Here is a 17,791-nt window from a genome sequence, read left to right as displayed (position 1 = left end):
ACAGATTTTCCACCTGTAATTTGCCTGCTGCGGTACCTCCTAGCTCGGCCAGACGCTTTTCAAATCTGGAATGCGTCCGGCCAATTGCCGATGAGTCTCCATCATCTGTTCCAGCTTAGCGTGATGCTCCTCCCACTCCGGGGACAGCAGCTCTGCGGGCAGCATCGGATCCAGCAGGAACAAATCGCTAATCGACTCCCCGATGGACAGATACAGCAAGAACAGCTCCAAAGCGGCGTCCTCCTGCACATCTGCCCGCCGCAGGAGCGGCTCGAATTCGCTCTTGTACCACTGCCATTTGTCATGATACAGAGCGGCCACCTTATCAAGCTGCCATATTTTCTCCGCATGCTGCGATGTAATGGACCCGATTTCCATCGAGCCGCTAACGCAGGTTACACAGCCGGATAATTCCAGGCTATCGACCAGGCTGCCTACCTCCTGTGCATTATTCCACGGATTAACGTACACCCCGTTATACAGCATCCCAAAGCCAAACTGCAGCAGTCCAACACGCAGGGCATCCCTCTTTCTACGCTGTTCTTCCGGCACTCCCGCCATCACAATGTGCCAGCGCCCGTCCCACGCTTCCCTAACCCGCTGTGGCTTGCCGTTAATGGAGGTTACAAACGACCGGCCAATATCGGTAATCCGATACATGGAGCGGGATGGAGAAATAACGTATCCCCCTTTTTTCAGCCTGGACAAGGAGCTGCGGATGTAGGTAGGGGCATAGCCGCGTTTTTCATAGATGCGCAGCAAATCCTGAATATTCATTTTCTCTGTACGAGACATTAAGAACAGCATTTGCTTCTCAACCGATAACAAAAGATGACCCCCTGCTTGACACGGAATACCTTAAAATATATCTTAAACATGTACGATCGTTATTGTTTATGATATATCTGAAAGACTTAAAATTCACCCTAGAACAACTAAACGCTCAGACCTTCAATGATTCTACTATGTATAAGGAGTGAACCGACATGCAATTAATCTATCACGGACATTCATCCATTCAAATCACGGCAGGCGGCAAATCGCTCGTGATTGATCCTTTTCTCAGCGGCAACGAGCTGGCGGTTACCCAACCGGAGGACATCAAGACCGACGCCATTCTGCTGACCCACGCTCATATGGATCATATTCTGGACGCCGAGCCGATCGCCAAAGCGAATAACGGCATTCCGGTCATTGCCAACGTCGAGCTTGCAACCTACATGTCCTGGAAAGGGCTGAACACGGTCGGCATGAACATCGGAGGCACCTATGACCTTGGATTCGCAACTGCCAAAATGATTCACGCCTTCCACACCTCAGGTATTGTGGATGAAGAGAATCAGACGATTATATACGGCGGTCAGCCTGGTGGTTATATTGTACAGGCTGAAGGCAGGACGATCCTTCATGCAGGCGACACAGGGCTGTTCAGTGACATGAAAATGTTCGGTGAACGCTATTCCATTGATGTTGCGTTCATCCCGATCGGCGGCCATTACACCATGGGACCGGAGGACGCGCTGCTCGCAGCCGAGTGGTACAATGCCAAGCTGGTCATTCCTGTGCATTACAACTCGTTCCCGGTAATCAAGCAGGATGCCGAAGCCTTCGTCTCCCAACTGGAAGCCAAAGGGCTGAAGGGCAAGGTGCTCGCTCCGGGCGAATCGATCGACATCTGATCAGACAAGCCGCTCTTCTATGGCTGCACGAGCCGCTCTTCTATGGCTGCACGAGCCGCCTTGGTCATGCCTTTCAGGACAAGCTCATAGGAATGGTCAATCATGGCATACAGCTCGGACTTTGGTATAGACCCGTCAACTGTAACGGTGTTCCAGTGCTGCTTGTTCAGATGGTATCCGGGACGGATGGCTTTATTCTGCTCCCTCAGATTTTCAGCGATGACGGGATCACATTTCAGTGAAATGAAAGGGATTCCGTCTTCTTCGGTGAGGAGAGCGAATATTTTGCCCCCTACCTTGACCACTAGTGGAGACGGGCCGAAGGGATAGGTTTCGACCGCTCCCTTTTTTTCCAGACAGTATGACTTGAGCTTCTTATACATGCACTGCCTCCTTGTATGAATTTGCTGCTCCTATCGATAATAGTACACAAAAAAGCGCCGAATTCCTATCTTCGGCGCTTTTTTGTCATGCTATATATGAAAAGTTATTTCACAACTTTAACACGTTCTGCAAGCGACTTGAATTCCTTCTCTCCCGGCTGTGCAACAGGCTTGCCAAAAGGCATTTGGGCAATCAGTCTCCAGCTTTCCGGAATGCTCCACTCCTGCTTCACTCTCTCGTCGATCAGCGGATTGTAATGCTGCAGCGAAGCGCCCAGCCCTTCCTGTTCAAGCGCCGTCCAGACCACAAGCTGAAGCATGCCGTTCGACTGGTTGGCCCATACCGGGAAGTTGTCGGCATAAGACGGGAAGCTTTGCTGCAGCCCGGCTACAACATTATTATCTTCAAAGAAGAGCACCGTGCCGTATCCGCTGCGGAAAGCTGCCATTTTCTCTGCTGTAGAAGCAAATGCTGCCTCATCGCCTACAACCTCGCGCAGGATATCTTCCGTATGGTTCCACAGTTTGTCATGCTGTTCACCGAGCAGCACAACAGCGCGGGCGCTTTGGGAGTTGAAGGAAGAAGGCGTGTATTTCACAGCCTCTTCCACGATCTCCTGAATGCGTGCATCCGAGATGACCGATTCCTTGCTGATGCCATAGTAAGAACGTCTGTCTTTAAGTGCAGTGAAAAAATCTTTACTCATGGGTGTTCCCTCCAATAATCATATATTTTTTAGTACCTTACTTTTTTAATCATAGCAGCATTTTATCTCAATATCAAGCTACTTTATTTAAAGTTATTTTACTTTTCTTCCGGTTTTTCAATCGAAAGCCCTTCGACATGCTTGCGTTTCATAAGCTTGCGCTTCTTCCGGTTCTCTTTGGTGTCAAGCACGATATCCAGGTCATAATCGTCCGGATACAATTCTTTACCCTCAATATGCAGACGTAGGCGTTTTTTGTGGATTTTCATTTTATGCTTGCGGATCAGGACACCTACAATTCCTTTGCTATCCTCCGCCTCGCACACAATGCCACTCTGCTTCAGATAAGGAATGGTCACTCTATCGCCGAGCTGGAATGTCGGCAGCTCATTTGCACCGTTCATCTCAGAAAGGTCATTTTCTGGTACGCTGCTGCCAGCTTCCCGCCTGATCACCTCAATAGCCTGCGCCTCTGCTTTCACGGTTTGTTCAATAATATTCGCTGTTTCTCCCGTTTCTATAGCGGGGACAGCCTGTTTTGCAGCAGCAGGATGAGCAGCTCCTTCCTGGGCAATAACACGCGAACGCTGAATGATCGACTCCGGAATGCCCAGCTTCAGAGCAATCTGGAAAGCGTAGCTCTGGCCCGCTTCCCCGATGCGCAGCCGATACAAAGGCTGCAGCGTCTGCGGATCAAACTCCATACGCGCATTTTCAAAGCCTGATGCGGCCGCCGCAAAGCTCTTAATTTCGTTATAATGGGTCGTTGCTATGACAGAGGCCCCTCTCCGGTGCAGCTCTTCCAGGATCGCAATCGAAAGGGCGACACCCTCTCCCGGGTCCGTACCTGAAGCCATTTCATCAATCAGCACCAGCGTCCGGTGATCTGCGGCATCCAGTATTTCGATTACGTTCCGGATATGTGCCGAGAAGGTGCTCAGCGCGTGCTCAATGCTCTGGCCATCACCGATATCGACCGCGATCTGATGAAACACCGCGAATATACTGCCTTCACGGACCGGAACGAGCAGGCCCGACTGCACCATGACCGTTAATAAACCCACCGTTTTGAGTGCCAGTGTTTTGCCGCCGGTGTTCGGACCGGTAACAATCAGCGAGGAATACCCCTTGCCGAGGGCGAAATCCAAAGGCACCATGGAGCGGCCCATGAATGGGTGCCTGGCTTCATACAGTTGTACCACCCCCTGCTCATTCAGCTCCACATTGCCTCCGTCCATGGAAGCGGCATATTTGGCTTTGGCGAACAGAAAATCGTACATGCCTACCGTTTCGGCATTAATGTGAATCCACTGCGCATGTTCTTCCACCAATAAAGTCAGCTCGCTGAGAATTTTCATTTCCTCCCGCGCTTCTTCCGCCTGCAGGGCGGACAAATCATATTGGAGGGTCCTGAGATCCTCAGGTTCAATATAAACGGTCTGTCCGCTAGCCGACTCATCCAGCACTGTACCCTTCACCTGTTTGCGATGCTCCTTTTTGATCGGCAATACATATCTTCCGCCACGGGTACTCACGACATGCTCCTGCAAAATGCTGCGGTGTCTGCTCATCAGGGCATTCAGCCTGCTTTTGCGGCGCTCTTCGATTACAGATATTTTTTTACGTATTCTGGACAGCTCTTTACTGGCCGAATCGATGATCCGCCCGCTGCGAATGCTGTCGTCAATGGCTGACCGGATCTTCTCCAGCTCATACATTGAAGCCGCATAGGCGCTGACGAAGGGCGCGGCTTCACGCTTGGCGTTCATGTACCTCATTAGCTGTGAGCAGCTTGTAAGAAATTGAAGGATTTGCGCAAAATCCTGCTCACTGAAAATATACCCTGTGCCCAGAAGGCCAAGAATATGCTCCATGCCTTCCATGGAAGGCACCGGCACGCTTGCCCCCTGCTGCAGAAGCGCCTTGGCTTCCGCCGTTTCATCCAGCGTCTTGCGGATCAGCTTTCCGTTAGTCATAGGTGCCAGCCTTGACACCTGCCGTTTGCCCAAATACGACACGGCGTACTGCTCCAGCTCTTCTTTTACTCTGCCGTATTCCAGCCGCTTTAAATCCTGTGCATTCATTGGTTTGAGGACTCCCTTATAAGTGTATTGGGTAACAAAAAAAGGCGGAGAATGAGCAAGCTCATTCTCCGCCTCAAAAGAAGGATAGGCTGAATAGACGGTGATCCCGTCATCCAATTACCGCCAAAAAGTGCCTTAAACAAAAAAACCGTGCTGAACTCAGCACGGATCAAGGCACAATGACAGTCCTATTCCAAAGGCATTGTATGATATCCGCTGTTCTTAACTAATTCCAGGGCTGTTCGCAGGTACCACAAAGAAACACTGCTCCCGCAGCATTTTTTTACAGCAATACGCTGAACACCCTTACGTATGGAATTTGATTAGTTAAGAACACTCACCGACATCAAAATCTCTCCTCTGATAAAAGGTACCTACACTATAGCTGAAGATGGAAGCCATTGTCAACCGCTGCAGTTGAATCAGAATCAACAACTCTTAGATCAAAATCAAAAACAGATGTCTCTCCAAATCGATAACGTTTTACAAGCTGTTTTACGTATTGAGGATAGCCAGCCTAAAGACATTTGTAGTAGACAGCTTGTTTCATGTCTTCGGTAATCAATCATTGGTGTAAGGCTCGCTTTAAAGCCTCTTTATATTCCTTTACAAATCTCTGGCTGATTTCAGCAGCAGGAGCGTACTCCTCAAAGCCGTGAAAACATCCAGGGTATAAATGAAACTCTGTTGGCACACCAGCCTGCGTTAGCCTTAACACATAATCGATGATTTCATCACGAAATGGATCCAGGTCACCAACACATGTGTATGTAGGTGGAAGCCCTGACAAATCAGTTGCACGTGCTGGAGCAGCATAGGGGGAAACTTCACGGTTATCTTCTAAATACATTTCCCACCCAAGCTGGGTTTTGGCTTTGCTCCATACTCTTTCATCTGTGATTTCATTACTGGATTTGCTTGTGCCCCGGTCATCCAACATGGGGTAAAGAGGCATTTGAAATGCTATAGAAGGCCCTTTCCGATCTCTTGCCAAAAGAGAAAGAGCAGCCGTTAATCCACCGCCGGCACTGGCGCCAACCACTGCGATTCTGGATGAATTCACTCCCAACTCTTCAGCATGTTCAGAGAACCATTGGAGTGCAGCATAGCAATCTTCGAGTGGGGCCGGAAAAGGATGCTCCGGAGCCAGTCGATAATCCACGGACACGATGACACAATTAAGTTCCGATACCAGTTGTTGCATGGCATGGTCCATCATATCAGCAGAACCAAGGATATAACCGCCACCGTGAATATACAGGATGCCTGGCAGAATTTCATCCTCCACTTTTGGTTCATAGATTTTGATCCTGACATCCGTGTCCCCTGCTGCTCCCGGAACATACCTCTCTGAAGTTAGAACTTCATCATTAACGGGCAGAGATGCAGCCAGGCCGGCAAACATCTCGTGCATCTCTTTCCTTTTGGCACCTAAATTCTCGCGGGTATAAATGACTTCCGGTAAAACTGAAAACAATTCTTTAAGTTCAGGGTGCAGTTTTTCTTCCATAAACCAACCATCCTTCGTTAACAGTGTCATAAATGTATTAATCACTTTGTTACATGAACCCTCTTGATAAATAGAGCGAAAATTAACCCTAAGATAGCAACAATTAATGGGAATACAAAGCTATGCTGAATACCTGCAATTATGGATAAAGGGCCATTGACGGGATCTGTTTTGTCTGAAACGTCATTCATAAAACGATTTACACCCGCTGTCATGATACTAACCGCAACGGCTGTGCCTACAGCCCCCGCCAACTGTTGGAATGTATTCATAATTGCACTACCATCCGGGTATAGTTCTGGAGGCAGTTGATTTAATCCATTCGCCTGCGACGTCCACACCATACAATTACTGATCATAATTAAAGAATGAAATAAAACGATTAAAGCAACAGAGGACGAGGTGTTAAGACCAGTGAAGAACCAAAGCGACGTGGAGGTCAAAACCAGCCCCATAGGCACAATCAATTTGGGACCAAATTTATCAAATAATTTCCCCATTACCGGGGACATCACTGCTTGTAAAATCCCTCCAGGCAACAAGACAAGCCCTGCCTTTAACGTGCTGAAACCAAGTCCTTGAATTAGATACATAGGTAATGCAATAATCGTGGTTAACAAAATAATCATGCAAACCACCAACATTAATGTGCCAATGGTAAACATAGGATGCTTAAAAGCCCGTAAATTCAACATCGGTTGGCTCATCGTCAACTGACGAATGATAAAAATAATCAAAGCAAGTATACCGATGGACATAGAAATGATGACTTCCGTGCTTCCCCAACCACCATCGCCTTCACCTACTTTACTGAAAGCAAACACGATTCCACCAAAGCCAAATGTAGATACGACAAGTGATAAGATATCAATTTTGGGCTTAGTAATAGTGGATACATTTTGCAAATTGAGAGAACCAAATAAAAGTGCAATGGCTAAAAATGGAATAGACAGCCAGAAGATCCACTGCCATCCTAAAGTATCAATCAAAAAACCTGATACCGATGGCCCAACGGCAGGTGCGACTACAAGAACAAGTCCAAGGATACCGATGATAGTCCCTCTTTTTTCTGCCGGAAAAATGTGGAGGATTGTATTAAATATTAGCGGAAGAAGAAGTGCCATACTTGCGGCTTGTATGATACGTCCAATCAATAATGCTTCAAATCCGGGTGCAAGCGCCGATACAAGCGTCCCTAAGATAGAAAAGCTGAGTGCAGCAATAAATAGCTGCCGAGTCGTGAACCACTGTAAAAGTAAGCCCGATACCGGTACAAGAACACTGAGTGTCAACAGATAGCCGGTCGTAAGCCATTGCGCCGTCGATGCGGAAATATGAAATAGGTTCATCAAATCACTTAATGCAACATTTAGCGCCGTCTCACTAAACATTCCGATAAAACCGCTTAACAACAATGAAATCATAATAGGTATGACTTTATAGTTTTGTACTGCATTTTGTTTTACTTCAGATGTTGTCACATGCATCTCTCCGCTCTTCAACTAATAAATAGATTTCAAAGCCCTTTTATATCCCTAATTACTCATGAATAGATCAATTCAAAGTTCTCATTTCCCCCTCAATAAAAGACTTTACGAATCTATAATAGATTTTATTCAAATTCATTGTCAAGTATTTTATTTTAAGTCCAAGGTTCGAATCTGTTTAAATCACCATCTAACCGGAAATGAAACTATGTTCTTGTTGCGTGAAAAGTCGTCAAGCCTTATTCACTTCAATTATTTATTTTAGCTTTGATTCATCTTTTCTCATGTGTTATCATATTCATAAATAAAGACCAAGTGCGGTCAACACTTGGTCAGTACAATTGGCTTGGATGGTTTATCCCTTCTTAAGTCATCGGAATAAAAGCCCACCTTCGGCGGTCAACCTTGGGGTGGGTTTTTACTTTCTCTTGTTGTTATTGATGTACGTTAAAAGTGCAAGAATAAATGATCCAAATAATAACATCAGCGTCATCGCATCTTTCACTTCCATGGTTTCACCTCCTTTCGAAGGGAAACCATACCCACCCAAGATTCAATTATATCTATATTTTACCTATGTTTACGCCCGCGTACAAGTGTTCTCATCTGTTTTCTTTTATTTTTTCTATCTTTGATCCACACTTGTGTTTCATTTCTATCATATAACATTCTTGTATTTACGAGCGACCCAGCCTAAGATAGCAAGGCTGGGTTGTGTGTTATCTAGATTTTCCATAATTATACACATGACAATCTAGGGAGCGAAAGTTACACAGCGTGAACTCATTGTTATCTGATTCTGGTACCTTCTTCAAATTCCCCCACAAAATGCTCTTGAACATGATTATTTAAAGTGGTATTTCGAAAATTCAGTCCATCCAACAAACCCTGTCTGTAGATTATTTCGTTTGCAAACGTCGCCTGATAATTCACCTTTTCTTCGAAATCAAATAACAATTCTCGGCATGAATCCGGAATGCTCTTCAACATTTCCTCGAACGAACATCTTTTACTATTCACTAGCTTCCTGTAGTATAAATTTCTCATTAAAATCAGTTGCCCAATTTCTTCAGTTCTTTTCCCAACAAAATAATCAAAATAACGCTCTAATTCTTGAAGCATTAAATCCCCTCCAATTAGTGATGTCACTTAGAAATCACCCGACACTTCCATTCTATGGTGAATTCATAGTGATGTCAATATGAATGTATTCTTGATGATTTCTAAGTGATAATATAGTGATATCACCAAAAAGGAGAGACAATTGTGGCAACTAATAAAAGGGTCTTTACTTTACGATTAGAGGATACGAATTTTCAAAAAATAAAATATATTGCAGACAAAAATAAACGTTCCATTGCTATGCAAATTGAATATCTAATTGAGCAGCATATTCATGACTACGAGAAGAAAAATGGTCCTATTCCTGGAGATAATTAGTTTAATCCTCTAGCAGGGCTGTTGATTATCCAGGATATGTAACTGAGCTATCACCATGAGCAAGGTTAACCATACGTCTGAATCTGCTACAAAAATATAAATAACAACTAGCCCTACCTCATTAGGACGGGGCTAGTTGTTATTTATATATGGATCCTCACTCGGATCTTCAAGCGCACTAAATATTCTTTTTATCATTGCTTGGCCACAACTTTGTTCTTATCATTTAGGTGATGTTCAAGACGTCCGACGAAAAACGAAAAAGAACCGGTGCGCCCGGCTCTCTTTTCCATAAAAACTGTTATTTACTCCCGTTATCAGCCACCAAGGCATCTACAATTTTTTGTCCCGTCTGCACCCCATTCGCGATACAGTCCGGAATGCCGACCCCGTAGTAGGAGCAGCCCGCAAGAAAGACTCCAGGATGACTTGCCGCCAGCTTGCTCTCCAGCGACCGGACAATGTCCGGATGCCCAAGATGATAGTTCGGGATGGAATCCCGCCATTTCGTCACATCGCAGGTTACATGTCTGTCAGTGATGCCAATGCTTTTCTCCACATCACTGACAGCCACACTTATCAGTTCTTCCTCCGTCATTTGCTGCAGCTTGTCAAAATGCGGATTGGAGCTCTTGTAGAACATCCGGATCAGAAGCTGCTGTCGTGCGGAGGTATGCTGCCATTTGCGGCTTGTCCAAGTACTAGCATCGCACATGAGACCGCTGTTCGGTGCGGCAATAAAACCGGTGCCGTCCTCCGGCAGCCGCTCATCCGGGACATTATAGCCCAGATACACACTGATCAGCGATCGGCTGCTCAGCCTGTCGAAGTCACGGTTCAGCCCCTCATCCTGCAACAGCGAACGCGCAGAGGTATGTGCCGTGCTCAGAACAACAAAGTCCGCTTCCAGGATGCGTCCACCCGTTAAAGCCACCTCATAACGCTCCCTTGTTTTCGTTACGCTCAGGGCCTGTGTGCCTTTCAAAATTTCCACATTGTTCAACCGGGCTTCCAGCCTGTCGATCAGGTCGGATACCCCGCGACGGAACGAAACAAACTTGCGTCCGTCCTTTCTTAAGAATCTGTCTCTGTTCTCGGCCAGGCCCTTCATGATGCTGCCGTATTTATTTTTGTATTCCAGAAGGAAAGGAAAGGTAGAAGCTATTGTCAGATTGTCCAGTTCACCTGAATATACGCCGGAGATAACCGGCGAAATTTGCTTGCGTACAAGCTCCTCGCCAAGAAAATGCTCCAGAAACACCCCCAGTGAGTCATTCTCCGTAAACGTCTCGTTCGGAGTGTAATAGTCCTTGAGTGCGGCCACCTTGCCCTCCGCCGAGATCAGCTCGCTTTCAGCCAGCGCCTGCAGACTGACGGGGATGCCGAATACCGCGTCCGCAGGGATCTTTTTCAAGCCTCCGTCCAAATAAATAAAGGATCTGCCTGTTGCATTATATACAATCTCACCAGCCAGCCCCAGCTCTTCCATCAGTGCGGAGTCATTTTTACGGGCTACGATCGAGTCCGCGCCGGTCTCCATCATAAAATCGTCCTGACGGACGGTTCTGATTTTGCCACCGAGCATTTCGTCCGCTTCCACCAGCATGAGCTTCAGCCGCTGGTTCTGCTCCTTCATGGCCTTTTGCAGAGTATACATAGCCGTCAGACCCGTAATTCCGCCACCTATCACCACGACAGTTTTCAAGTGTGTGCACCTCAATATTAGAAATTAAGTCCACAGAAAAGTATAACACAAGCTTAACGGACGTTTCCGTTACAAAAATCATTATCGGGAATCATATCAGAATAGATACTCCGCCTGATCCAGGGGCGAGCTTGACATTTTTATTTATTGTAACTATTATAGTTACATCACAGATTACATGAATGATGAGTAATAACAATTCCAACCCCGGGAGGTTAACGAAAATGAAAATTGCAGTTATTGGGGCCAGCGGCAAAGCCGGAAGTCTGATCGTTAAGGAAGCGGCTGACAGAGGACATGAAGTGACAGCCATCGTCAGAGACGCATCGAAGGTGAGCAATACGGCAGTTCTTGAAAAAGATGTTTTCAGTCTGACAGCAGACGATCTCAAGGATTTTGACGTCGTCGTGAATGCGTTCGGAGCGCCTCCAGGCCAAGAACATCTGCATGTGGAAGCAGGACACGCGCTGATCAACGCCCTGAAAGCAGCGCCGCAAACACGCCTGATCGTTGTCGGCGGAGCAGGTAGTCTGTATGTGGATGAAGCCAAAACCGTGCGCTTGATGGATACGCCGAAGTTCCCGAAAGAATATCTGCCTACTGCTTCCAACCAGGGGCAAAATCTGCAGGATTTGCAGAGCTCAAACGGCATCCAATGGACCTTTATCAGCCCTGCCGCCTTCTTTGATCCTCAAGGCACAAGGACCGGAGCCTACCAGACCGGCAAAGACAATGTATTGGTCAACGCAAAAGGCGACAGCTACGTCAGCTATGCGGATTTTGCCATCGCCGTTGTGGATGAGGCCGAGCAGGCCAATCATGTAAATGAACGTTTTGCTGTTGTAGGGGAAGCACAATAACGAAATAGCCATTGGCTCTGCTGTAGTGGGAGCATTCCCTCTTCCGGCAGCCGGTTCATTCCGCTAAAGACCTGCGGCTTGAAGAGGAATTTTCGCTTCCTTTTGAAGGATAAATATAGGTGCTATATTGGAACCGAAACTATGGTAAAATAACCATACTTCATTATTTTTCACGCGAAAGGAAGCTGTGAGCAATGATCAGTACCCGTTTTGCCGTAGCCGTCCATATCCTCTCCCTGCTGGAGTACAATAAAACGGGTGTGAATACATCCGAATTTATAGCAAGCAGTGTGAACACCAATCCGGTAGTCATCCGCCGTATTATCGGCATGTTGAACAAAGCCGGACTCGTTGAGGTTAAAGCCGGCGTAGCCGGTGCCAAGCTGCTGCGCAGCATAGACGACATCACCCTGCTCGACGTGTACCGTGCAGTCAATGTCGTGGAGGAAGACGCCCTCTTCTCCGTGCATGAAACGCCCAATCCGGATTGCCCTGTCGGACGCAACATCCAGTCCTCTATCGTACCGGTATTCTCCAATGTGCAAAGAGCGATGGAAGAAGAACTTAGACACATCAAGCTGAGCGAGGTCGTGTATGACATATCGGCCAAAGAACAGGCTCACACCCAATAACGCTCTTCTCCTTGCGGAGAGAGCGTTATATTTTTGGTCAATCCTGCACAAGCTCGAACAATTCAACCACCAGAATCGTATCGTCGTTCAGCTCCATGCCTGCCTCGATCAAATCCTGCCAGGCCAGCCGATGATCCGCCTGAAATTGTACGGCATTATCGCCGTTTCCTTCTCCGTGCACAAGCCGCAGATCCGGATTGCCAAAAGTCGTTTCAAACACCTCAATCAGTTTTACGTTGCAGCGCGGCCGATCTTGCTTATCATACACCGTCATGAGCTGCCCGACCGGCGCGTAGGTCTGCCGCAGCTCCTCGGCGGAATATTCCGATTTAGGAGCACAGGTGGCCGTCTTTTCGCCCCGGATAATTTGCTGGATCAGCATTTCTCCAAGGCCGTTATCCTTCTCCCATCCGAAAACCATTTTGTAAGGCTGTATTGGAATCGATGACATCCTAGTTCCTCGCTTTTTATTATGTTAAAAACGACCTATCGCAACAATCAAAGCTAACACCAAGAAAACGATATTCACGCCAATCTCCTTATATTCTTTACGCTGCACATGAAACAAGGCTCCGAGTAGAACGATGACAGCAACTCCCGTCGCGGCAAGCGGTGTCAATACAGGAGCGATATTCAACGCTTGCGGCAAAATCAAACCAACCGCTCCAACCAATTCCACAATCCCGATAAAAGAGACAAATCCTTTCGGAACGTCACTCACCCAATGCCAGGATGCTTTTGCCTTTTCATACTGAAACGCCTTCATCCAACCGGAATACAAAAATCCTAATGCTGCAAGACCTTGCACAACCCATAAAGCAATATTCATTATTCTTCTAACTCCTCTCTTGTATCCACCGACCGCTAAGGTGCATAATAAACCCTAGATAACCTTCTTGGAAGTAGTTACTTTAACTAAACATAGTATGAAAAAAGTAACCTTGAGCAGGTTGCGGATTTGGAGGGCAATAGATGACAAGTTATTGCAAGTTCGAAACAGCTTTAGAAATTCTCGTGGGGAAATGGAAGCCGGTTATTTTGCTGCGCCTTTTTGAAAACGGCACCATGAGATTTAGCGAGTTGCAAAAAACAATCCCGGATATCACCAAAAAAATGCTTACCCAGCAATTAAGGGAACTGGAGTATCACGATATCGTTCACCGCGAAGTGTATCAGCAGGTGCCGCCAAAGGTTGAATATTCCATTACGGAATACGGCCGAGGTCTGCACACCGTGCTGCAGGCGATGAATGACTGGGGTGTGGGTCATATTGAGCATTTGAATGAGCTGTACGGGGAAAATCGTTGAGAGTAGAGAGCTGAAATTTCATTGGAGGACGTATGCCCTCCTTTTACTTTTTCGGATGTACCAGCCGATCTTGTTAACTAGTTTTCATCCGAATTCCTCCCAAATAAAAAGGACCCTCGTCATGAGAGCCCTTCAATGCTATAATTTGGCTTGCACAACACGCCTGAGTAGGCACACTCTCAAACCCTCGTAGTCCAATACTGGAGGGAACGCCCCACTCAAGTTGTTATACTGGGGACCAGTAGCCACTGTTTTTTTTCCATTCTTAGCTCCCCGTTCATCACTTTGCGTCTGTACTTGAGAATGAATACGATATGATACGTGCAATCCCATGTCGTATGTAATAGACTCGAATTGTCCATGGATGCTCCTCTGCTGCTGACTTTGGCCTGCGAAACCTTAAATAAACAGATATTTTACAACACCACAATACAAACTTGTGTTATATTGACTTCTATTATATCTAACACACATTTTTAAAATTCTGTAAATTTATTCATTCTACAGAAATGAACTTAGGTGGAACATAATCCGCCAACCATATTACTTTATTGACTTGATAAAATTTTATGCCATCCTTTGAAGCCTTTTCAGCTTGTACCTGTAGCAGTGCAGGGTTTGAATCTTTACGTTTTCCTACTATATTAGGGGGCATGCCTTAAAGCATAAGAAATCTCTCTACTAAGTTTATAAAAATCCATAGCTTATCTTCTTCCTTAATCAAATTCAATCATTTCATTCATAGCATCCCTAAACCAATCCCAAAAATCAATATACTCCTTCCCCTTTCATTAGTTCAAAACAAGCTAAATCGTCGTTATCTAATCTCCTTGCAAATGGAATCAGTACTCTTGAAGGGTATCGCTCCTTTAATCCCTCCATTCTCGAAATTACATGATCGCCGTTCATTATAAGCCAAGGGTCAAGATTTACTAGATTTAACCCTACTACTTTCAAAAAAGATTCTGGATATCTAAACCCATTTGGCAACATTGATTTATTAGGCAACTTTATATCCATGTTTACTTACCACCCCAACCTGTAATATTTGAATCATTTGGATACGTTGTTCTATAGGATGAATTTTAATTGGAAAATATCAAAAAAACCGAAACTCTGCCTAGCAGAATTCCGGTATATGATCATCCGTATGTGATTAGGCGAGTATGTATCTTACAACTCTTTGGTCATAAATACGCTGTTCGGATCTTCTATGTAGTCTGCAAACGGTGCACAGTACTCGAAACCGAAGCTTTCGTACAGCTTTCTGGCCGGTGCGAAAGCCTCCATGGAGCCGGTTTCCAGACTTAACCGCTCATAGCCCCGTCCCTTGGCTTCTTCGATAATATGGGCAAGCATCTGTCTGGCGACCCCTTTGCGCAAATGCTGTGAAGCGGTACGCATGGACTTTACCTCTCCGTGAAGCGGGTCAAGCTCCTTCAGCGCTCCGCATCCCAGCAGTTGCTCCTCTTCCCAGGCGCTCCAGAACGTGACGTCCGGCTTTTTTAAGCCGTCAAGATCCAGGGCATGAACACTCTCCGGCGGAGAGGTAAGATGCATGTCCTGCAGATGCTCTCCAATTAATGCGATAATCTCAGGTCCGCTTAGATCATCCTTTTTAATATCCATCTCAAACCGCTCCTCTTCACTATATTAATTCAGGATCATATCATGTTATACAGCAAATTAATATAGTGAATTTTTAAGAGGATATATTGTCCGGAGTAATGAATCTGTACCCGATTCCGGGCTCGGTAATAATCAGCTTAGGCCGGGTCGGATCTTCCTCCAGCTTCTTTCTGAGGTGGCTGATGTAGACCCTTAGATAATGGCCTTCGGAGGATTCATGGTGATGACTGCCCCACACCTGCTGCAGCAGTTGCCGTTGGGTAATGACCTTGTCCGCATTGGTGGCCAAAATTTTCAGCAGGTCGTATTCCGTCGGTGTCAGCTTGACCCGCTCATCCCCCAGCATGACACTGCGCTGTGCCAAATCGATGACCAGTTCGTCGAACTTGAGGACAGGCTCATGGACCGATTTCGCCACATGCCGCAGCGCGACACGGATTCGCGCGAGTAGTTCTCCCATGCCAAACGGTTTCGTGACATAATCATCCGCCCCGCCGTCAAGCGCGGCGATCTTGTCCTCTTCCCGTTCTTTGGCCGTCAGGACCATAATCGGCACACTGGACCATTCGCGAATGCGATGGAGAACCTCCATACCCGGCATATCGGGCAGCCCCAGATCCAGTACGATCAAATCAGGATGGGCGACCGTGGCTTTCACGATGCCCTCCTCACCGGTCGCCGCCTCTTCAATTTCAAATTGATGAGCCTGTAGGGTCACTTTAAGCAGCTTGCGAATCTGGGGCTCATCGTCGATGACGAGAATTTTGGCCCCTGTTTCGGATGTCGTCATAGGTTCTTCATTTCCCCTTCTGAATGCATGGACATGCTCTTGTTTTCGTCACTTAGCGGGAGGCATATCGTAATGATTGTTCCCTGATCCGGTGCAGGCCCCGCCGATATGGTGCCATCGTGCAGCTCCACGATTCCTTTGCAGATGGCAAGACCAAGACCAGTCCCCGGCACATGCTTTGTCCGATCCGCCCGGTAAAACTTGTCGAATATCCGCTCTTGATCGGCTGCCTCAAGCCCCATTCCCCTGTCCCGGACAGAGATGACGATTGAATCCGCTTCAGCGTGAACTTCAATCGTCACTTCGCTGCCGTCCGGCGAGTATTTGATCGCATTGCTGACCACATTAACCAGCATCTGCTCCAGCAGAACCTCGTCTCCCTGGATTAGCGGAACATGGTCCGGCATATGCACCAGCAGCTTCCGCTGCTGCTGGAAATCCTGCACCTGCTGCAGCACAACCCCGAGCAGATCCTCGATGTCACACCATTTTTTCCGCAGCTTCAGCATGCCGCTCTCCAGCCGGATCATGCCGAGCAAATTGGACACAAGCCGGTTCATGCGCAAAGCCCCATCCCGGATTGTGGCGAGCAGGTCCATTCGATCCGCTTTGGAAAAAAGGCTATCTCCTTCAATCAGGGCTGTCGCGGAACCGATCACCGTTGCCAGAGGAGTCCGCAGCTCATGGGAGACGGAATCCAGGATCGCCGTGCGCAGCTTTTCCGACTCTGCGGTCAGATGAGCCAGCCTGGCTTCCTCGCCCAGTTTCAGGCGGGCAATGGCACTGGCGGCAATCTCGGTAAGCGCCTCAAGCAGTCTCGCCGTCTCCGGGGACGGCATCGCTGACCTGAGATTTACACCCAATACCCCATAGGTTTTCTCTTCGATACGCAACGGGATGTACAATCCGGACGACTCGCGCAGCTTCTCCGCACCTTTTCCGGCCCTGACGCCATGCCGATACACCCATCTGGCGATAACCATCTCCGCTTCGCTTCTTCCCCAAGCTGAAGAACCCGGGGAAGAAGCGGCCAATTCCAGCTCATCCTTGCTGTCCGGCAAGTAAATGACGACCTCGGATTCCGTGGAACGGGACACCTGAAGCGCGGCATGGTCCAGCAGAGCATGAATGTCGGCAATGGCGTTCATCTCTTTGCTTAACGCATACAGTGAGGCCGTATGCGCCTCTCTTTGTCTCGCATATTCAAGCTGCTTTTTCAATCTGGCGGCCAGGCTTCCCGTTAATGCGGCAACGGACAGGAAGATGATAAATGACACCACATAGCGCAGATCTGCCACCGTTAAGCTCAATTGTGGGGGAACGAAGAAAAAGTCAAACGCCAGAACACCCAAGCCTGCCGCATAGAACGAAGATCCTTTACTCCCATACACAGCGCTTACCAGCACCGGTAATAAATACATAAGGGCAATATTCACCAGATCAAAAAAAGGGACGATCCATTTCAAAATAAAGGTTAGCAATATTATAGACAAGGTAACCCATACATATGGGCGCTTTTGCACCATTCATGTCACATCCTAAAAATCTCTGCCTACAAAAATAGTATGAACAAAGCT

The 17,791-nt window shown here is 47.1% G+C and carries 21 protein-coding genes; 5 read left to right on the top strand and 16 right to left on the bottom strand.

Going from position 1 to position 17,791, the window contains the following annotated elements; genetic code table 11:
* Nucleotides 1-39: 39 nt before the first annotated feature.
* Complete coding sequence (locus OIN60_RS02145; protein WP_305753232.1) at nucleotides 40-828, bottom strand: PaaX family transcriptional regulator C-terminal domain-containing protein; 789 nt, start codon at nucleotides 826-828, stop codon at nucleotides 40-42.
* Nucleotides 829-986: 158 nt separating this feature from the next.
* Between OIN60_RS02145 and OIN60_RS02140 the strand changes: the two genes are divergently transcribed.
* The gene (locus tag OIN60_RS02140) at nucleotides 987-1,679 is read left to right on the top strand and encodes a metal-dependent hydrolase (protein WP_305753231.1); all 693 of its coding nucleotides are present in this window, start codon (nucleotides 987-989) and stop codon (nucleotides 1,677-1,679) included.
* A 17-nt stretch (nucleotides 1,680-1,696) separates the two neighbouring features.
* Here OIN60_RS02140 and OIN60_RS02135 read toward each other — a convergent pair whose 3' ends face one another.
* From OIN60_RS02135 to OIN60_RS02105, 7 genes are all read right to left on the bottom strand, one after another.
* Nucleotides 1,697-2,062 carry an MmcQ/YjbR family DNA-binding protein gene (locus OIN60_RS02135; protein ID WP_305753230.1) on the bottom strand — a complete coding sequence of 122 codons (366 nt, stop codon included), beginning with the start codon at nucleotides 2,060-2,062 and terminating at the stop codon, nucleotides 1,697-1,699.
* 104 nt (nucleotides 2,063-2,166) lie between these two features.
* Complete coding sequence (locus OIN60_RS02130; RefSeq protein ID WP_305753229.1) at nucleotides 2,167-2,769, bottom strand: nitroreductase family protein; 603 nt, start codon at nucleotides 2,767-2,769, stop codon at nucleotides 2,167-2,169.
* Between the two features lie 98 nt (nucleotides 2,770-2,867).
* The gene (locus OIN60_RS02125; RefSeq protein ID WP_305753228.1) at nucleotides 2,868-4,853 is read right to left on the bottom strand and encodes an endonuclease MutS2; all 1,986 of its coding nucleotides are present in this window, start codon (nucleotides 4,851-4,853) and stop codon (nucleotides 2,868-2,870) included.
* Between the two features lie 565 nt (nucleotides 4,854-5,418).
* Entirely contained in the window at nucleotides 5,419-6,363 is a 945-nt protein-coding gene (locus tag OIN60_RS02120) for an alpha/beta hydrolase (protein WP_305753227.1), read from the bottom strand.
* A gap of 41 nt (nucleotides 6,364-6,404) precedes the next feature.
* A complete protein-coding gene (locus OIN60_RS02115) occupies nucleotides 6,405-7,850 on the bottom strand; it encodes a DHA2 family efflux MFS transporter permease subunit (protein WP_370872348.1) in 1,446 nt (481 codons plus the stop codon).
* A gap of 418 nt (nucleotides 7,851-8,268) precedes the next feature.
* Nucleotides 8,269-8,361 carry a competence inhibitor ComI gene (comI, locus tag OIN60_RS02110; protein WP_305753226.1) on the bottom strand — a complete coding sequence of 31 codons (93 nt, stop codon included), beginning with the start codon at nucleotides 8,359-8,361 and terminating at the stop codon, nucleotides 8,269-8,271.
* A 278-nt stretch (nucleotides 8,362-8,639) separates the two neighbouring features.
* Complete coding sequence (locus tag OIN60_RS02105) at nucleotides 8,640-8,972, bottom strand: hypothetical protein (protein WP_305753225.1); 333 nt, start codon at nucleotides 8,970-8,972, stop codon at nucleotides 8,640-8,642.
* 144 nt (nucleotides 8,973-9,116) lie between these two features.
* Here OIN60_RS02105 and OIN60_RS02100 point away from each other — a divergent pair, with 144 nt between their 5' ends.
* Nucleotides 9,117-9,290, top strand: a complete 174-nt coding sequence (locus OIN60_RS02100; protein ID WP_305753224.1) for an Arc family DNA-binding protein — start codon at nucleotides 9,117-9,119, stop codon at nucleotides 9,288-9,290.
* Nucleotides 9,291-9,591: 301 nt separating this feature from the next.
* Here the strand turns inward: OIN60_RS02100 and hemG are convergent, their stop codons facing one another.
* A complete protein-coding gene (hemG, locus tag OIN60_RS02095) occupies nucleotides 9,592-10,995 on the bottom strand; it encodes a protoporphyrinogen oxidase (protein WP_305753223.1) in 1,404 nt (467 codons plus the stop codon).
* A 224-nt stretch (nucleotides 10,996-11,219) separates the two neighbouring features.
* Between hemG and OIN60_RS02090 the strand changes: the two genes are divergently transcribed.
* Nucleotides 11,220-11,855 carry an NAD(P)-dependent oxidoreductase gene (locus tag OIN60_RS02090; protein WP_305753222.1) on the top strand — a complete coding sequence of 212 codons (636 nt, stop codon included), beginning with the start codon at nucleotides 11,220-11,222 and terminating at the stop codon, nucleotides 11,853-11,855.
* A gap of 194 nt (nucleotides 11,856-12,049) precedes the next feature.
* Complete coding sequence (locus tag OIN60_RS02085) at nucleotides 12,050-12,487, top strand: Rrf2 family transcriptional regulator (RefSeq protein WP_305753221.1); 438 nt, start codon at nucleotides 12,050-12,052, stop codon at nucleotides 12,485-12,487.
* Between the two features lie 37 nt (nucleotides 12,488-12,524).
* On the opposite strand, the gene OIN60_RS02080 is transcribed toward OIN60_RS02085, so the two are convergent.
* Together OIN60_RS02080 and OIN60_RS02075 are read right to left on the bottom strand one after the other, a co-directional pair.
* The gene (locus OIN60_RS02080; RefSeq protein ID WP_305753220.1) at nucleotides 12,525-12,938 is read right to left on the bottom strand and encodes an ASCH domain-containing protein; all 414 of its coding nucleotides are present in this window, start codon (nucleotides 12,936-12,938) and stop codon (nucleotides 12,525-12,527) included.
* 24 nt (nucleotides 12,939-12,962) lie between these two features.
* Nucleotides 12,963-13,316, bottom strand: coding sequence for a DoxX family protein (locus OIN60_RS02075; RefSeq protein WP_305753219.1), 354 nt, complete (start codon nucleotides 13,314-13,316; stop codon nucleotides 12,963-12,965).
* Nucleotides 13,317-13,459: 143 nt separating this feature from the next.
* On the opposite strand from OIN60_RS02075, the gene OIN60_RS02070 reads away from it, so the two are divergent.
* A complete protein-coding gene (locus tag OIN60_RS02070; RefSeq protein ID WP_305753218.1) occupies nucleotides 13,460-13,795 on the top strand; it encodes a winged helix-turn-helix transcriptional regulator in 336 nt (111 codons plus the stop codon).
* Between the two features lie 218 nt (nucleotides 13,796-14,013).
* On the opposite strand, the gene OIN60_RS02065 is transcribed toward OIN60_RS02070, so the two are convergent.
* The 5 genes from OIN60_RS02065 to OIN60_RS02045 all read right to left on the bottom strand — a co-directional run bounded on the left by OIN60_RS02065 (nucleotide 14,014) and on the right by OIN60_RS02045 (nucleotide 17,740).
* Nucleotides 14,014-14,157, bottom strand: coding sequence for a transposase (locus OIN60_RS02065; protein WP_370872347.1), 144 nt, complete (start codon nucleotides 14,155-14,157; stop codon nucleotides 14,014-14,016).
* A 406-nt stretch (nucleotides 14,158-14,563) separates the two neighbouring features.
* On the bottom strand, nucleotides 14,564-14,815 hold the full coding sequence (locus OIN60_RS02060; RefSeq protein WP_305753217.1) for a hypothetical protein: 252 nt from the start codon (nucleotides 14,813-14,815) through the stop codon (nucleotides 14,564-14,566).
* A gap of 153 nt (nucleotides 14,816-14,968) precedes the next feature.
* The gene (locus OIN60_RS02055) at nucleotides 14,969-15,424 is read right to left on the bottom strand and encodes a GNAT family N-acetyltransferase (RefSeq protein WP_305753216.1); all 456 of its coding nucleotides are present in this window, start codon (nucleotides 15,422-15,424) and stop codon (nucleotides 14,969-14,971) included.
* Between the two features lie 73 nt (nucleotides 15,425-15,497).
* Nucleotides 15,498-16,214, bottom strand: coding sequence for a response regulator (locus OIN60_RS02050; RefSeq protein WP_305753215.1), 717 nt, complete (start codon nucleotides 16,212-16,214; stop codon nucleotides 15,498-15,500).
* Nucleotides 16,211-17,740, bottom strand: coding sequence for an ATP-binding protein (locus OIN60_RS02045; RefSeq protein WP_305753214.1), 1,530 nt, complete (start codon nucleotides 17,738-17,740; stop codon nucleotides 16,211-16,213). The genes OIN60_RS02050 and OIN60_RS02045 overlap by 4 nt, the downstream gene beginning before the upstream one ends.
* Nucleotides 17,741-17,791 lie beyond the last annotated feature (51 nt).

It is taken from the genome of Paenibacillus zeirhizosphaerae (assembly GCF_030705605.1).
Taxonomy (GTDB): Bacteria; Bacillota; Bacilli; order Paenibacillales; family Paenibacillaceae; genus Paenibacillus; species Paenibacillus zeirhizosphaerae.
Note: the sequence above shows the minus strand (reverse complement) of the source record. Positions and strands in the feature narration are given on the sequence as shown.

Coding starts and splice junctions, on each gene's coding strand:
- OIN60_RS02140 (WP_305753231.1), top strand. CDS start 987: ATGCAATTAATCTATCACGGACATTCATCCATTCAAATCACGGCAGGC.
- OIN60_RS02135 (WP_305753230.1), bottom strand. CDS start 2,062: ATGTATAAGAAGCTCAAGTCATACTGTCTGGAAAAAAAGGGAGCGGTC.
- OIN60_RS02130 (WP_305753229.1), bottom strand. CDS start 2,769: ATGAGTAAAGATTTTTTCACTGCACTTAAAGACAGACGTTCTTACTAT.
- OIN60_RS02125 (WP_305753228.1), bottom strand. CDS start 4,853: ATGAATGCACAGGATTTAAAGCGGCTGGAATACGGCAGAGTAAAAGAA.
- OIN60_RS02120 (WP_305753227.1), bottom strand. CDS start 6,363: ATGGAAGAAAAACTGCACCCTGAACTTAAAGAATTGTTTTCAGTTTTA.
- OIN60_RS02115 (WP_370872348.1), bottom strand. CDS start 7,850: ATGCATGTGACAACATCTGAAGTAAAACAAAATGCAGTACAAAACTAT.
- comI (WP_305753226.1), bottom strand. CDS start 8,361: ATGGAAGTGAAAGATGCGATGACGCTGATGTTATTATTTGGATCATTT.
- OIN60_RS02105 (WP_305753225.1), bottom strand. CDS start 8,972: ATGCTTCAAGAATTAGAGCGTTATTTTGATTATTTTGTTGGGAAAAGA.
- OIN60_RS02090 (WP_305753222.1), top strand. CDS start 11,220: ATGAAAATTGCAGTTATTGGGGCCAGCGGCAAAGCCGGAAGTCTGATC.
- OIN60_RS02085 (WP_305753221.1), top strand. CDS start 12,050: ATGATCAGTACCCGTTTTGCCGTAGCCGTCCATATCCTCTCCCTGCTG.
- OIN60_RS02080 (WP_305753220.1), bottom strand. CDS start 12,938: ATGTCATCGATTCCAATACAGCCTTACAAAATGGTTTTCGGATGGGAG.
- OIN60_RS02075 (WP_305753219.1), bottom strand. CDS start 13,316: ATGAATATTGCTTTATGGGTTGTGCAAGGTCTTGCAGCATTAGGATTT.
- OIN60_RS02070 (WP_305753218.1), top strand. CDS start 13,460: ATGACAAGTTATTGCAAGTTCGAAACAGCTTTAGAAATTCTCGTGGGG.
- OIN60_RS02065 (WP_370872347.1), bottom strand. CDS start 14,157: ATGGACAATTCGAGTCTATTACATACGACATGGGATTGCACGTATCAT.
- OIN60_RS02060 (WP_305753217.1), bottom strand. CDS start 14,815: ATGGATATAAAGTTGCCTAATAAATCAATGTTGCCAAATGGGTTTAGA.
- OIN60_RS02055 (WP_305753216.1), bottom strand. CDS start 15,424: ATGGATATTAAAAAGGATGATCTAAGCGGACCTGAGATTATCGCATTA.
- OIN60_RS02050 (WP_305753215.1), bottom strand. CDS start 16,214: ATGACGACATCCGAAACAGGGGCCAAAATTCTCGTCATCGACGATGAG.
- OIN60_RS02045 (WP_305753214.1), bottom strand. CDS start 17,740: ATGGTGCAAAAGCGCCCATATGTATGGGTTACCTTGTCTATAATATTG.